General features: G+C 71.9%; 12 protein-coding genes and 2 pseudogenes. 2 read left to right on the top strand and 12 right to left on the bottom strand.

Translation table 11 applies throughout. The features are described from left to right. Positions 1-221 (top strand): annotated as a pseudogene (locus tag AB0I76_RS11150) (glycosyl transferase family 1); the annotation flags it as partial. Positions 222-604: 383 nt separating this feature from the next. Here AB0I76_RS11150 and AB0I76_RS11145 read toward each other — a convergent pair. The 5 genes from AB0I76_RS11145 to AB0I76_RS11125 all read right to left on the bottom strand — a co-directional run bounded on the left by AB0I76_RS11145 (position 605) and on the right by AB0I76_RS11125 (position 4,385). After that, positions 605-1,321: a CDP-alcohol phosphatidyltransferase family protein gene (locus AB0I76_RS11145; protein WP_357033272.1), complete on the bottom strand. Its 717-nt coding sequence runs from the start codon at positions 1,319-1,321 to the stop codon at positions 605-607. Continuing rightward, positions 1,305-2,372 (bottom strand): iron-containing alcohol dehydrogenase family protein, encoded by a 1,068-nt coding sequence (locus AB0I76_RS11140; RefSeq protein ID WP_357033269.1) that lies wholly within the window; start codon positions 2,370-2,372, stop codon positions 1,305-1,307. Before AB0I76_RS11140 ends, AB0I76_RS11145 begins: the two co-directional genes overlap by 17 nt. Continuing rightward, positions 2,360-3,091: a phosphocholine cytidylyltransferase family protein gene (locus AB0I76_RS11135; RefSeq protein ID WP_357033266.1), complete on the bottom strand. Its 732-nt coding sequence runs from the start codon at positions 3,089-3,091 to the stop codon at positions 2,360-2,362. The genes AB0I76_RS11140 and AB0I76_RS11135 overlap by 13 nt, the downstream gene beginning before the upstream one ends. Positions 3,092-3,171: 80 nt before the next feature. Beyond that, entirely contained in the window at positions 3,172-3,939 is a 768-nt protein-coding gene (locus AB0I76_RS11130) for a hypothetical protein (protein WP_357033263.1), read from the bottom strand. Then, positions 3,936-4,385 carry an NUDIX domain-containing protein gene (locus AB0I76_RS11125; RefSeq protein ID WP_357033260.1) on the bottom strand — a complete coding sequence of 150 codons (450 nt, stop codon included), beginning with the start codon at positions 4,383-4,385 and terminating at the stop codon, positions 3,936-3,938. The genes AB0I76_RS11130 and AB0I76_RS11125 overlap by 4 nt, the downstream gene beginning before the upstream one ends. Positions 4,386-4,523: 138 nt before the next feature. Here AB0I76_RS11125 and AB0I76_RS11120 point away from each other — a divergent pair, with 138 nt between their 5' ends. Continuing rightward, positions 4,524-4,916 (top strand): CBS domain-containing protein, encoded by a 393-nt coding sequence (locus AB0I76_RS11120; protein ID WP_357033257.1) that lies wholly within the window; start codon positions 4,524-4,526, stop codon positions 4,914-4,916. Positions 4,917-4,992: 76 nt separating this feature from the next. Here the strand turns inward: AB0I76_RS11120 and AB0I76_RS11115 are convergent, their stop codons facing one another. From AB0I76_RS11115 to AB0I76_RS11085, 7 genes and pseudogenes are all read right to left on the bottom strand, one after another. Continuing rightward, the gene (locus AB0I76_RS11115; RefSeq protein WP_357033253.1) at positions 4,993-8,025 is read right to left on the bottom strand and encodes a malectin domain-containing carbohydrate-binding protein; all 3,033 of its coding nucleotides are present in this window, start codon (positions 8,023-8,025) and stop codon (positions 4,993-4,995) included. 216 nt (positions 8,026-8,241) lie between these two features. Beyond that, positions 8,242-9,252, bottom strand: a complete 1,011-nt coding sequence (locus tag AB0I76_RS11110; protein ID WP_357033250.1) for a glycosyl hydrolase — start codon at positions 9,250-9,252, stop codon at positions 8,242-8,244. A gap of 140 nt (positions 9,253-9,392) precedes the next feature. Further along, positions 9,393-10,325 carry a sulfotransferase gene (locus AB0I76_RS11105; RefSeq protein WP_357033247.1) on the bottom strand — a complete coding sequence of 311 codons (933 nt, stop codon included), beginning with the start codon at positions 10,323-10,325 and terminating at the stop codon, positions 9,393-9,395. Between the two features lie 28 nt (positions 10,326-10,353). Next, positions 10,354-11,907 carry a polysaccharide biosynthesis C-terminal domain-containing protein gene (locus AB0I76_RS11100; protein ID WP_357033244.1) on the bottom strand — a complete coding sequence of 518 codons (1,554 nt, stop codon included), beginning with the start codon at positions 11,905-11,907 and terminating at the stop codon, positions 10,354-10,356. After that, positions 11,904-12,767 carry a sulfotransferase domain-containing protein gene (locus AB0I76_RS11095; RefSeq protein WP_357033239.1) on the bottom strand — a complete coding sequence of 288 codons (864 nt, stop codon included), beginning with the start codon at positions 12,765-12,767 and terminating at the stop codon, positions 11,904-11,906. Before AB0I76_RS11095 ends, AB0I76_RS11100 begins: the two co-directional genes overlap by 4 nt. Before the next feature lie 17 nt (positions 12,768-12,784). Further along, a complete protein-coding gene (locus tag AB0I76_RS11090; RefSeq protein ID WP_357033275.1) occupies positions 12,785-13,333 on the bottom strand; it encodes a hypothetical protein in 549 nt (182 codons plus the stop codon). Positions 13,334-13,347: 14 nt separating this feature from the next. Then, positions 13,348-13,440: pseudogene (locus AB0I76_RS11085) on the bottom strand (DnaA/Hda family protein); the annotation flags it as partial.

Raw genomic sequence — 13,440 nt, 5'->3', positions numbered from 1 at the left:
TGCCCTGCGTGCCGGTCGGAGTCGTGTCAGGTGAGGCGGTCTGGGTCGTGCCGCAGGAGCCGGAGGCGCTGGCCGCCGCCCTTCCGGTGGCGGCCTCCGGAGCCGCGGGCCTGGCCCCGGCCGCCCGGCTGCGTTACGAGCGCACCTTCCACCCGGACGTGGTCACCAAGCGCCTCGTCGACATCTACGCGGACGTCGTCGCCCGGTCCCGGACGGCGTGAGACACGGGCCGGCCCGTGCTTCGGGCCGCTGCGTCTCTGCCACGGGCCGTCCGGTTCCCGGCGGCGGGAGCAGTGCCGGGACCGCCGTCACCAGAAGTGACGATTCGTCCCCCGCCGTCCATCACCCCTGACCACTTTGCTCTGCACCCCCATATGCACCGCGCACGCTGAGTACCTGGTGCGGAAACCCGACCCGACCCGATGCCGCCATTGAACCCGCAGCTCAGCCGGGTGGTGCCCATTGGGGTGCAGAGCAAAGTGCGTGAGACGCGATATGGCCACCAGCGGCGATGACTACGGAAAGTTGCCTAGCGCGTCTGTGACGATGGGTGACCGAAGCGCCCGGAGAGTGCCTGCGCCGGCGAGGACTGGACCAAAGGTGGTCAGCGGAGGGAGGCTCGGGCGGAGAAGGCGATGCTGGCCAGCAGGAAGCCGCCGTTGACGACGGTGAACGCGACCACCACCCACAGGGTGAGCGCGGGCGCGAGGAGCAGCACCAGGGCGGCCACGAAGATCACCGCGCCGTAGTCGCGGACCAGCTTCGCCAGGCGTACGGGCAGCGAGGTCGAGGTGACCATGCTGGCCGCGTTGGGGCCGGACTGCATCACCGAGGTCACCAGGTTCACCATCCAGGTGCCGGCGAAGGTGGCGACCAGCCAGGTCGGGGTGGACGGCGCCTGGGCCATGGTGGTCGCGGTCAGCGCCGCCACCAAGGCGATCTGCGCCGCCACGTCGCAGAGCACGTCGACCCGCGCGCCGGCCGCGCTGCCCTGCCCGGTGACCCGGGCCAGCTGCCCGTCCGCGCAGTCCAGCGCGTACGCGACCTGCCAGCCGACCAGCGCCAGCACGCCGACGATCCAGGCCGGAACCCGGCCGGCGGCGACCGGCTCGGCCAGCGCGATCACGGCGACCGAGGCGCTGAGGCCGATCACCAGGTTGGTGATGGTCAGCGCGGTCGGGCGCAGCCCGAGCCGGTGCCCGACGACCGCGAAGCCGGCCCCCAGCCACTGGCTGACGGACTCGCTGAACAGACCGCCGCCCCGGTTGACCCGGTAGAAGTCCGACAGCGTCGGGTGGGAGGGCTCAGCCAAGGTGGTCACGGAGGGCGTCAACGTAGTCTCCCAACCGGTGCCGGACATCGTCGGCGGACAGGGCGAGGTGTTCGAGGATCGTGTAGCGGTCCGGGCGGGTTCGGGGCGCGAACAGCACCGCGTCGACGAACTGGTCGTCGGCGAGGCCCAGCTCGCCCGGGGTGGTGGCCAGTCCGTGCCGGCGCAGGCAGCGGGCGAGCTGACCGAAGCGTTCGGGGTCGCCACGGAGGAACGTGCAGAACAGCGCGCCGAGCCCGACCTGCTCACCGTGTGAGCCGGTGCCCGGGAAGAGCCGGTCGATGGCGTGCGAGATCTCGTGGTCGCCGCCGCTGGCCGGGCGGGTCGACCCGCACACCGAACTCGCGATCCCGCCCAGGATCAGCGCCTCGGCCAGCGTGGTGAGGAAGCCGTCGTCGGTGATCTTGCCAGGGTGGTTGATCAGCGCCTCGGCCCCGGTACGGGCCAGCGTGACCGCCAGGCCGTCGATCGGCTCGCCGCGTACCTGGTGCGCGAGTTCCCAGTCGGCGCAGGCGTTGAGGTTGCTCACCGCGTCACCGATGCCGGCCTGCGTCTGCCGGTCCGGGCCGCTCTCCACGAAGTCCAGGTCGACGAGGACGGCGATCGGTATGTGCACCCCGTACGAGCCCTTGCCGCCCTCGTGGTCGAGGGAGGCGGTCGGTGAGGCGATGCCGTCGTTGGCGAGGCTGGTCGCCACGGTGACCATCGGGATGCCGTACCGGCTGGCGGCGTACTTCGCGGTGTCGATGGTCTTACCGCCACCGATGCCCACCACCGCGTCGTACGGTCGGCGGCGCAGCCGGTCACCCAGCTCGTTCGCGGCGTCGATGGTGCCGCCCACGACGGTGAAGACGTCGGCCGCGCCGAGCGACGGTCGGCACAGCTCGACGATCTTCTCGCCCTGTCCGGGGCCGACAACGACGGCGACGTCCCCACCCGCCGAGATGCGCCGGTCGGCCAGGAGCGCGCCCAGGTCGGCCACCGCACCCCGCCGGACCTCGATGGCCAGCGGGGTGTTGACCGTACGGGCTAGCAGTGGCACGCGATCTCCCGCGCCCGGGCCAGGTCGTCGTGGTTGTCGACCTCGACCCAGGAGACGTCACCGATCGGCGCGGCCCGCACCTCACCACCTCGCTCGGCGAACTCCTGGTAGCCGTCCTCGTAGTAGAGGTTCGGGTCGCGCCGCCAGGTGGCCTCCAGCGCGTCCGCGAGGGCGTCGGCGACGTGTGGCTCGATCAGCGTGGCGCCGATGTACTCCCCGTACGCCTCGCCCGGGTCCATCAGCTTGGTGATCCGGGTGAGCTGGCCGGCCGCGTCGAAGGTGGTCTTCATCTCCTCCTCGGCCAGCGGCTTGATCGTGTCGACCGCGAGGAGGACGCCGGGACCGCGCTCGGCGAGCAGGGTCTTCTCGACGCTCACCGGATGCACGGTGTCGCCGTTGACCAGCAGGACGCCCCGGGCGAACCATTCCCGCGCCAGCCAGAGGGAGTACGCGTTGTTCCACTCCTCGGCCCTGTCGTTGTGCACGAGGGTGATCGTGACGCCGTGCCTCTTCTCCAGGTCGGCCTGGCGCTGCCGGACGGCGTCGGCGGCGTAGCCGACCACCACCACGACCTCGGTGAGCCCGACCTCGGCCAGGTTGCGCAGCGCGATGTCGAGGATGGTCGTCTCCCCGTCCACCGGCACCAGGGCCTTGGGAAGGGTGTCGGTGTACGGGCGGAGCCGGCGGCCCGCGCCCGCTGCCAGCACCATACCGACCATGCTGGCATCGTTTCCTGTTCGTCCGGCGTTCACCGAAGGAGGATAGCTCTGCCGGCCCGCCGCCCCGTCGGCAACGCCGGTCAGCCTGGCAGCGCCGCCAGGTCCGCGAGGACGCCCAGCCGTTCCTCGGCGGTGAGCACCAGGTACGGCCCGGCCGCCCGGCGGTCAGTTTCCAGCTCGATGGCCAGCAGTTCCGCCCCCGGCACCAGCTCCGCGATGCTCGCCGGGCTGTGCCCCGCGGCCGTCCACGCCGCGGCGTGCGCGTCCGCGCGGTGGAACCGGACCGCGCCGAGGCGGTTGAGCAGCAGCACGCCGGCCGGGGTCCCGTCCGGCTCGTGCGGCGGCGCGACGGCCGTGAACCCGCCGTCCGGCTCGCCGCCGTCCTCCGCGAGCACCAGCGCGTACGCGAGCACCCGTCCGAACGCCTCGACCAGCCGCCGTACCCGGTCATCGTGCCCGGCCCACAGCTCCTCGGTCACCTCTGCGTGCACCTGGTACAGCTCGGTGAGGAAGGCCAGGCCCCGTTCGGTCGCGGACAGCCCGCCGTCGGGCCGGCGGTGGATCATCCCGTACGCGACGTGCTTGTCCAGTGCGCGTTGGCAGCTGGCCGGGTCCCGGTAGCGGGTGACCGCGGCGAACCCGGCCCCGTCGACCGTTCCGCCGGGCACGGCGAGCCGGGTCCGCAGCTCCAGCAGGAAACCGGTGGCTGCCGGCCCGCCGTACCGCTGGCTCAGCTCGGCGCCACCGCCGTCGCGGCCAGCGAGCATGCCGGCGACGAACGCCCGGTCGACCGCCGGGGTCACCAGGCCGGCGAAGCGGTGCGGCGCCAGCTCGACGGTGTCGTTCACAGACCGATCGAGCGTAGGGCGGCGAAGGCCTCCGCCGCGATCCGCCGGATCAGGCCGTCGTTGACGTCCCGGTGCTCGTCGAGCAGGTCGAGGTCGTTCTCGGCGAGCCACCGGTACTCGGTGTGCTTGCCGGCCTCCAGCGTCGGACGGGAGAGGTCGCCGTCGACCCGGATCAGCCAGTCGCTCTCGATCCGGGTGAGCCCGTCGTCGCCGACGTAGGTGTACTCACCGACGGGGCCGAGCACGTGCGACACGGTCCAGCCGGTCTCCTCGGTCACCTCGCGGCGCAGCGCGTCCTGGACGTCCTCGCCCGGTTCCAGATGCCCGCCCACGATGTCCCAGCAGTTGGGAAAGAGACGCCGGTCCGGGGACCGTCGCTGGAAGAAGAGGCGGCTGTCGTCGTCGACGATCAGGGCGCCGGCGCAGCGCAGGGGCTCGGAGGACACGCGTCGACAGTAGCGAGGGACGGGCCGTCGCGCCGATGCCCGGTCCCGTAACGGAATGATGCCCGGCCTTGTACCGGAAACACACCGGGCGCACGATGTCCTGTACCGGGTGCCACCGTCCCGAAGGGGTGATGCGTGATGCAGGTTCGGGAAGCGATGTCCAGCCAGGTCCTCGTCGTCGGTCCGGAGCACACGCTCCGGCAGGCGGCCCAGATGATGTCGGCCCGCGGTATCGGGTCGGCGGTCGTGATCGACCCGGACTCCGAGGGAGTCGGGATCATGACCGAGCGAGACGTGCTCAACGCGATCGGCGCGGGGTTGAACTGCGACGTCGAACGCACCGGCGCCCACCTGACCTGGGACGTCGTCTACGCCGGACCGGAGTGGACGGTGGAGGAGGCCGCCGCCGCGATGGCCCGGGGAGGTTTCCGGCACCTCGTGGTGCTCGACGGCCGCGAGGTGGCCGGGGTGATCTCGGTCCGGGACATCATGCGGGTCTGGGCGCGGGACCACCACGCCAGCCGGGTCTGACCCGCCCGTACGACGACCCGCAGTACGACGTTGGCCCGGCCGAAACGGCCGGGCCAACGTCGTAGCAGGGCTCAGATCACGGACCGACGAAGACCGCGGTCGACCGCCAGTCGACATTGTCGACACCGGGGCCGCTGAGCAGCGTGGCGGCACCGGACGGCGCGCCGTACGACCACGCCATCGAGGAGAGGTTGCCAGTCGTCCGGTCGACGACGTACAGCGTGCCGTCGTCCAGGAAGATGCCACCCGCCGTGGCGAAGGCCGCCGTGCCGGAGGCAGTTATCCGCTCCGCCCCGACGGTCCCGCTGTCCGGGCTGAACCAGCGCCAGAACAGGCGGCTCTCGCCCGCCAGCGTGTACCAGAGGCGGCCACTGCTGTAGAACGCACCGGTGACGTTCGGCAGCTCGGCGAGGAAGGTCGACGCCATACCGGCGTACGTCTGCCCCTCCGGGCCGGAGCCGGTCACCACGAGGTCCCACTTGGCGTCGTGGTACGGGTCCAGCTTCGTCGGGGTGCCGAAGGCGCTGCCGTCGAACGACCGACGGTAGAGCTCGCCGCCCTTGCCGTAGAAGAGGTCACCACCGACCCAGAACGCGCCCTTGACCGTCGACCAGTCGGTGTCGTCCGGGTTCGGGACCACAGCGGCCGGACCGACCTCGGTGGCGCCGTCGTACGACCGGCGGAGCAGGCTGCCCGCGGTGCCGACCGGCGCCGGCGGGAGCTTGACGATCTCGATGCCCTGGACGAGCGGGTTCTCCAGCACGCGACCGAAGTCGATGTCCACGTTGCCGTCGCTGGTGATGGGGAAGGACCGCATGGTGCCCCGGTTGGTGCCGCCGGCGCCGGCGACCGGGTCGAAGTCGTCGAGCTTGACGACCCCGTCGATGCTGACGTCGAACTTCCGCATGCCGACGCTGGCGGTGCCGGCGAACCGGTTGGCGAGGTAGAGGCGTACGTCGACCTTGGTGCCGGCCGGGACGGGGAAGTCCCACTGCATGTCCGGGTCGGTCGCGTAGTCCCACCGCTCGCTGTTGAACAGCGCCACCGGGGTTCCGGACGGCACGGTCGGGTCCAGCGTCGCGTTGGTGCTGTACGCCGCGGTGGTGCTTCCCTCGTTGTGGAGCGGGCTGGGCGCGGCCAGGGTGTCGGCGGACCAGGCCGGCCCGCTCGGTGCGGCCAGCGCCGGCCCACCGGCGTTGACGCGGTGGAGCACCTCGGGAGCCGGCGGCGTGTGGACGATCTCGATGCCCTGGACGAGCGGGTTCTCCAGCACGTGGCCGAAGTCGATGTCCACGTTGCCGTCGCTGGTGATGGGGAAGGACCGCATGGTGCCCCGGTTGGTGCCGCCGGCGCCGGCGACCGGGTCGAAGTCGTCGAGCTTGACGACGCCGTCGATGCTGACGTCGAACTTCCGCTTGCCGACGGTACCGGTGCCGGCGTAGCGGTTGGCGAGGTAGAGGCGGACATCGACCTTGGTGCCGGTCGGGACGGGGAAGTCCCACTGCATGTCCGGGGCGGTGGCGTAGTCCCAGCGCTCGCTGTTGAACAGCGTCACGGGGGTGCCGGACGGCACGGTCGGGTCCAGCGTCGCGTTGGTGGTGTACGTCGCGACGGTGCTGCCCTCGTTGTGGAGCGGGCTGGGCGCGGCCAGGGTGTCGGCGGCCCAGTGCGGGCCACCGTCGGTCGCCGCGATCGTCGCCCCGCCGGCGTTGACCCGGTACAGCACGTTGGTCGGCGTGGCGCCGCCGACCTGGTACACGTCGCCCGGCAGCCCCTTCGTGCTGGTGGAGTGCGGGGCGTTGCCGCCGGTGAGCGGGAAGAAGGCGATCCGCGCCCGCTTGTAGTCGAAGTCGCCGATCCACTCCTGGTCGCTGCCGAGCCAGAGGCCCTGCGGGGTCACCAGCATCTCGGTGACGCCGTATCCGCGCGGGTGGCGGCCCGGGTTCCAGGACAGCGGCAGACCGTTGGCCGGGTCGAGAGCCGCGATGCTGGCCCTGCCGACCGCGCCGGGCGCTGCCTTGTCCGCACCCAACGGGTTGTTCAGCCAGCGGATGTGGCCGCCCACGTAGACGGCCTTCTCGCTGATGCCGGCCGAGAGGAAGGTGTCGCCGCCGCTGGAACTGATCCAGGTCGGCTGCTGGCCGCCGCCGCTCGTGTTGGTGTTCCAGCGGGCCACCGTGTCACAGAGCGTCCCCGGGTACGCCGCACCGGTGGTCACGACGACGAAGTAGTCGCCGTTCGGCGAGTACGCCACGTCGCGCACGTACGAGTCGAAGGAGACGTACCTGCAGGCCGGCGTGTAGCGGTCGGTGTTCCAGTTCGCCACGGAGGCGCTGGTGTCACCCAGGTCGATGCGCACGATCTGGTCGTGCACGACGCCGTTGGCCTTCTTGAAGTTGCCGATGACGACGAGATCGCTGCCGTCCGGCGACACGGCCAGCTTCTCGACGCCGACACCGGCCTTGGCGCCGCCGTTGGTGCTGGTCCAGTTGTGGTTCTCGGTCAGCGCCACGGTGAGGTAGCTGTCCAGCGCGCCGGTGGTCGCGTTGAGCGAGGCCAGGCCGTTGCGGGTGGCGGTGCCGGCGGTCGTGAAGATGCCGCCGACGAGGAGCCGGTCCCCGACCAGGGCGACGTCGTTGATCGTGCCGTTGAAGGCGGGAGCCTTGAAACCGGCGACGGGGCTGCCGTCCGCGACGTTGAGCAGGGCGAGCTTCCGGAAGCCGTTCTGCCCGTCCAGGGTGGTGAACTCGCCGGCCACGTAGACGGTGCCCGGGACGGGCCCCTCGATGATCGCCGTCACCGCCCGGTCCAGCTGCGGGACGAACGCCGGATCGATCTTCCCGGTGGCCTTGTCGAAGGCCAGCAGGAAGTTCCGGGTGACCTCGACGGTCGACGCGCCACGGTCCTGGGCCTTGGTGAACGAACCGCCGACGATGACCTTCGTGCCAGCGTCGTAGACGGCCACCACCCGGCCGTCGTTGATGTTCGGCGTCTTGTCCGACGGAAGTTCGCTGACCACGGTGGTGTGGTCCGGTGCGGCCGCGGCGAAGGCGGGCACGGGATGGAACAAGGTGGCGATGCCGAGGGCGGCGGCGCCGAGCACGGACACCGAGCGGTGTCTCAGGGATGAGGAAGCCACAGGCAACTCCGGTCAGAAGGTCGGAGACGCTGCGTCGGCACCGGTGTGGGACGTGTGAGGGACGTCGACCGGCGGACACAGTCGTGAGGGCAACACCTTCTCGCATTCACGTCCCGCCCGTCCACCCGGGAAACGCCTTTTTGGCCGAGAAACCGTCCGGGGCCACACGAAAAGACGAGGTTGAGATCACCGGGTGGGCAGCGGAGGGCTGAAGTACGGGTCCGTCGCCATCTCCCGGAACACCGCCGCACTCTCGGGATCGTTGCCGAAGGTGCTGTCGTACAGCGGCTTGGTGGTCTGTTTCGCCGCGAAGTAGACCGCGGCCTTGATCTGCGGATGCTTGCGGATGTAGGGGCCGACCTCGCGCATCCAGTCGGCCCGCTGGCCCGGCCGCCCCTCCTGCGTGAGACCGAACTCACCGATGATGACGGGCCGGGGGTGCTTCTGCGCGAACGACATGAAGTGGTCCATCCGGTTGCTGAAGCTCGCCCAGTCCGGTCCCGGATAGACGTCGGCGCACAGCCAGTCCACCTCGTCGTCACCCGGGTAGTAGGCCGCCGCCCGCCGTTCCGCTTCGGCGAAGCCGTCCGCGTGCGGGCACCACACCCAGCCCGCGTTGGTGACACCGACCTCCGTGAAGATGCCGCGGACGTGCTTCCACGCGGCGACGTAGTCCTCCGGTGAGTGGATGCTCGCGGCCAGGTTCGGTCGATCCATCTCCCACCGGTAGCGCAGCAGCACCGGTGCCCCGAAGGCCTTGACGTCCTCGGCGCGCTGGCGGATCAGCGAATCGTAGATCCCACTGACCGTCGAACGGGTGTCCGTGCCCTGCCAGGAGATCAGCAGCAGTTTCCCCTGGGCCTGGAAAGCCTGCTCGTTGGCCCCCGGGAACGGCTCGTTCCACTTCTGGAACATGTGCGCGATGCTCAGTCTGCCTCCGGCCGCACGGTCGAACTCCGCCAGCGCGGCGGCCCGTCCGGACGGGTTGTGGTACTCCGGCTTGACCCACGCGCCCAGCCAGGCACCGGTCTCCGGCGGCTCCGGTCCACGCCCGGTGGTCCGCACGGGGGCGGTGCGCGGTGTCACCGTGGGCGGCGCCGACACCACCCGCGGCGACTCGTCCGCCTCGGGGGCCGTTCTCCACTCGCAGGCCGTCGCCGCCGGGGTCAGGCAGGCCAGGGCGAATACGGCCGCCATCGTCCGTCCTAACCGTCGTACCACCGCAACCCTCTCCCCAGGAAGGCCGCCGGCCCCACGGTCGATCAGCGTGGCGGCCCCGTCACCGGGTGCACACCACATGGGCGGGCGACCCGCAGCACTCTACCCGCTGACGCCGGTCACCCGGTGTAGCCGAGTTCGGTGAGCAGCGGTTCGGCCTGGCGCAGGACATCGGTGAGGGCCGTGGAGTCCAGTCGCTGCCGCCAGCGGCCGACCGAGTCCGGGCGGGCCTTGCCGAAGCGGGCGTGCAACGCCTGTCGACCCGAGGGATCGCCCACCTCGAGGAAGTCGGCCACGATCTCGGCGGCCTCGGCCGGCCGGCTCACGATGTCCTCGTAGCGCAGGTGGCGCACCCGCTCGGCGGGCAACTCGGCCAGCTGGGCCAGCGCGCTGCCGGTGAAACGCCGCCACATCCACGCCGACCGCCCCAGGTCGGAGACCTGGGTGAACTCCGTGCGTCGCTCGGGCTCCACCCAGAACCGGGGCGTCGCGCCCCACGGCGTACCGCCCCGGCCGCTCCGGCCGCTGCCCGTCGATGCCGCGTTCAGCCACGGCTGCTCGGCGTGCGAGACCGCCACGTCCCGGCCGTCGCGGCAGATGTGCAGGAAGACCGCGTCGGGAAAGACCTCCGCGAGGAACGGCACGATGAAGCAGTTCTCCGGGTCCTTCTCGGCGAACCGCAGTCCACCGTGGCCGGAAGCCGCGAGCAGCGCCCCGTAGTAGCCCCGGAAGTAGCGGGCCGCCCGCTGCGGGCTCCAGCTGCCCTCGTACACGCAGCGGGCCACGGCCTTGGTCAGCCGCGGCTCGAAGTGGTACGAGACGTCCGGCAGCGCCCCCACGCAGCTGCCCAGGAACGTGGTGCCGGAGCGCGGCGCGCCGAGGATGAAGATCGGTCGCTCCACCTTCAGGCTGAGCTTCCGGCTGGCGGGCTCCGCCGGCCGTTCCAGCTCACGGCGTTCCTTCCGGTCCGCCAGCAGGCCGACGGCGGCGAGCTTGGCGGCCTTCACGGTGGACAGGCCGGTGTGCGGGGCGAGGGGCGTGCTGCTCGTCATCGGTGTCCCATCGGTGTGCGGGTGGGGATCAGGATCGGGCGTCCGGGGCCGTGGCGGCGCGGTTCCTGCCCCGTCGCAGCGCGCGGAGCGCGTCGAGGTTCAAGGTTCGGCGCCAGCGCGCGGCACCGGCCACGTACGCCGCCGTGCCCGCCACCGCCACCAGGGTGAGCACCGGCAGCCCGGCGTCGAACAGGCTGGCGGCTCCGAGCGGCAGGCCCAGGGTGGCGACGGCCAGCGCGGCGGCGGTGCGCGTGCCGCGTCCGAACGGGTGCAGCCGCAGCGACCACCAGAGTTGGGTCAGCGGCACCAGGTTGGTGACCAGGATGGACAGGGTCCACGCCACGGCGGCTCCGAGGATGCCGTACCCGGGGATGAGAGCGACGTTGGCGACCACGTTGAGCGCGGTGCCCGCCATCGCGTTGTAGAAGGTCCAGGCGGTGCGCCCGGCCATGTTGAGGACCATGTCGACCATGCCGCAGCCGGTCGCCACGAGCATGGTCAGCGCGAGCAGCACCACTACCCGGCGACCGCTGTCGTAGCCGGGGCCGAAGAGCGCCAGCATCGGCTCGGCGAAGGCCGCGAAGAGCAGGTAGGCCGGCCAGGAGAGCAACACCAGCCAACCGGTGGCCGTCTGGTAGAGCTGCCGTGCCTCCTCCTTGTCGTCCCGGGCGAACGCGGCGGCCAGCCGGTGCTGGACGGTGCTGGACAGGGCGACGCCGGAGAGTTGGCCGAGGGCGAGGAACCGGGTCGCCGCCGTGTAGACCGCCGCGTCGGCCGGCCCCCGCAGGGCGCTCAGCAGCACGATGTCCAGCCGCTGGACGACGATGGCGGCCAGGCCGCTCAGCGCGCGCGGGCCGGTGAACCGCCAGAACGGCCCCGCCAGCTCCCCGGCGGGCACGGGCCGGGTGACCTGCCGGCCGGCCCGGTCGACCAGCCGGCTGAGCCAGGCCAGCGCCACCGCCGCGGCGAGCAGGTACGGCACCGCCCAGGCCAGCGGGAGCGCGGTGGTGGCGGAGAGGCCGAGCCAGGCGGCCACGGCCACCGCCACGAACTGCACCAGTGTGCGTCCGAGCCGCTCCACGGTGAGCAGCGGTCGCATCTGCCCGAAACCCCGGCAGGCGGCCAGGGCGTAGTCGTTGAGCGCCGCGAACGGCACGAAGGCCAGCAGGATGCGCAGCGCGGTCACCGCGTCGGGGCCGGCCCCGGGCATGGTGAGCTCGGCGAGTGCCGGAGCGGCCAGCCATCCGGCGACGCCGAGCAGCGTCCCGACGGCCAGCACCGGCAGCAGCCCGACCAGGATCGTGCCGCGGATGCGCTCCCGCTGGTCGAGGGTGCGGTGCCGGCTGACGAAGTAGACGGTGCCCACGTCGGTGCCCAGCCGCGCCGCCGTAGCGGCGATCATGAACGCGCTGGTGGCCGCGAAGAACATGCCGGCCTCGCGTACCGACCACCCCCGCGTGACGACCACGTTCAGGCCGAACCCGGCGACCGCCGCCAGGGCGACCCCGGCGAGGTTGGCGAAACCCTGCCGGGCCACGCCGTCCAGGCCGGCCCCGCGGGGGGCGACGTCCGTGGTGGTCACCGCCGCCACGAGGGCACGCGTCCCCACCAGGTGGCCAGCCGCTCGTCGTACAGGGCGAAGTGCGCCTCCAGCCGAGCTCGCAGCTCCGCCGACATGGGCGAGCGGGAACGCGAGTTGTGCCTGCCGAAGGAGATGTCCGCCCAGCGGGGCAGGCCGAGGAAGTCGCAGACCGCGTCGAAGGACGGACGTGGGTCGGCGAAGAAGTCGTCACTGTCGATGACGTGCAGCCGTTCCCGGCCGACCAGCGCCTCCAGCCGCTCCAACTGCTCGACGTACCGCCCGCGGGCCAGGTACGCGTTGTGCTGGAGATGGTGGCTCGCGTACGTCGGGTCGGCGAGCATCCGCTCCCACTCGCCGGCGGTCCGCTCCTCCTCCAGTTCCAACGCCCGCTCGAACGACGACTCGGGCTCGTAACCCCGGGCCAGCTCGTGCGAGTGCGCCGAGTACGCCCGCTCCACCGGGTCCCGGAGCAGCACCAGCAGCTTCACCGAGGGCAGATCCTGGGCGATCCGCTGCCCCGCCAGCGGGTGGAACATGTAGTACGGGCTGGACTCGCCGGTGATCCCGCGTACGCCGAGCTGCGCCTGGACCGCCTCCGCCTTCGCCGTGGTGGGGAAGTGCCCGAGGTACCAGTTGCCCCCCCGGTGGTAGTCCATGTCGAAGTAGTGCACGCCCTTGTGGTAGGCGGGCGGCAGCACCCCGGGGTGCTGGGAGAGGGTCTTGAACAGCGACGTGGTGCCGCAGCGCTGCGCCCCCACGATCAGGAACCCGGGCGTCATCCGTGCACCGGCGGTCAACCGACCCACCGTCCGGCTCACCGACTTCACCGCACGGAGCGCCTGCTCCTTGGCCAGCGTCACGTCCCCACTCCTCACTCTTACCGGGCCCGCCGGGCCAGGTGCTCCTCCACGGCGGGCAGCAGCCAGGTGTCGACGTGCCCCAGCCGCACACCCGCCTCCGCCTGCCGGTCCCGCAGATAACGCGCTGCCAGCTCCACCAGGTAGAGCACGGCGACCAGGTCGGCGTCCCGGCCCTCGGAGTCGAACGGCGCGAGCGTCCGGTCCGCCCCGGCGACCAGCGCCCGCGCCGCCTCCGTCGGGTCCACCCCGTGGTTGCCGATGACGGTCTGCACCGACCGGTGCAGCGCGTCGTAGCCGGCCGGTACGTCCGCCTCGAACCGCTCCCAGTCCCAGACCAGCACCCGGCCGTCGGCGAGCACGGCGCTGTTGCCGCCGTTCCAGTCGCCGTGCCAGGCGCCGATGGCCACCGTGGGACCGGCCTCCGCCACGGACTTCACCACCGCGCGCAGCCGCTCCGCCTCCGGCCGCGGGCCCAGCGCGTCCACCGCCCCGGACAGCCGGGCCGCGTGCCCGCTCGCGGCCCACGCCTCCCGGCGTACGCCCAGACAGCCGGCGACCGCCACCATGGCTGCCTGCTCGGTATCGCGATCCGGGTCTCCAGGTCCGGCGGCTGGATGTCGGCCAGCAGGCCCCACTCGAACCGGGTCCGCAGCCGGTCCTCCAGCGTCGCCAG

The sequence above is a fragment of the Micromonospora sp. NPDC049799 genome (genome assembly GCF_040656655.1).
GTDB lineage: Bacteria > Actinomycetota > Actinomycetes > Mycobacteriales > Micromonosporaceae > Micromonospora.
This window is presented reverse-complemented; position numbering and strand designations above follow the sequence as displayed.

What these genes read in the sequence shown, in the direction of transcription:
- AB0I76_RS11135 (WP_357033266.1), bottom strand. Translation starts at nt 3,091, where the DNA reads ATGGTCGGTATGGTGCTGGCAGCGGGCGCGGGCCGCCGGCTCCGCCCG.
- AB0I76_RS11120 (WP_357033257.1), top strand. Translation starts at nt 4,524, where the DNA reads ATGCAGGTTCGGGAAGCGATGTCCAGCCAGGTCCTCGTCGTCGGTCCG.
- AB0I76_RS11110 (WP_357033250.1), bottom strand. Translation starts at nt 9,252, where the DNA reads ATGGCGGCCGTATTCGCCCTGGCCTGCCTGACCCCGGCGGCGACGGCC.
- AB0I76_RS11105 (WP_357033247.1), bottom strand. Translation starts at nt 10,325, where the DNA reads ATGACGAGCAGCACGCCCCTCGCCCCGCACACCGGCCTGTCCACCGTG.
- AB0I76_RS11090 (WP_357033275.1), bottom strand. Translation starts at nt 13,333, where the DNA reads ATGGTGGCGGTCGCCGGCTGTCTGGGCGTACGCCGGGAGGCGTGGGCC.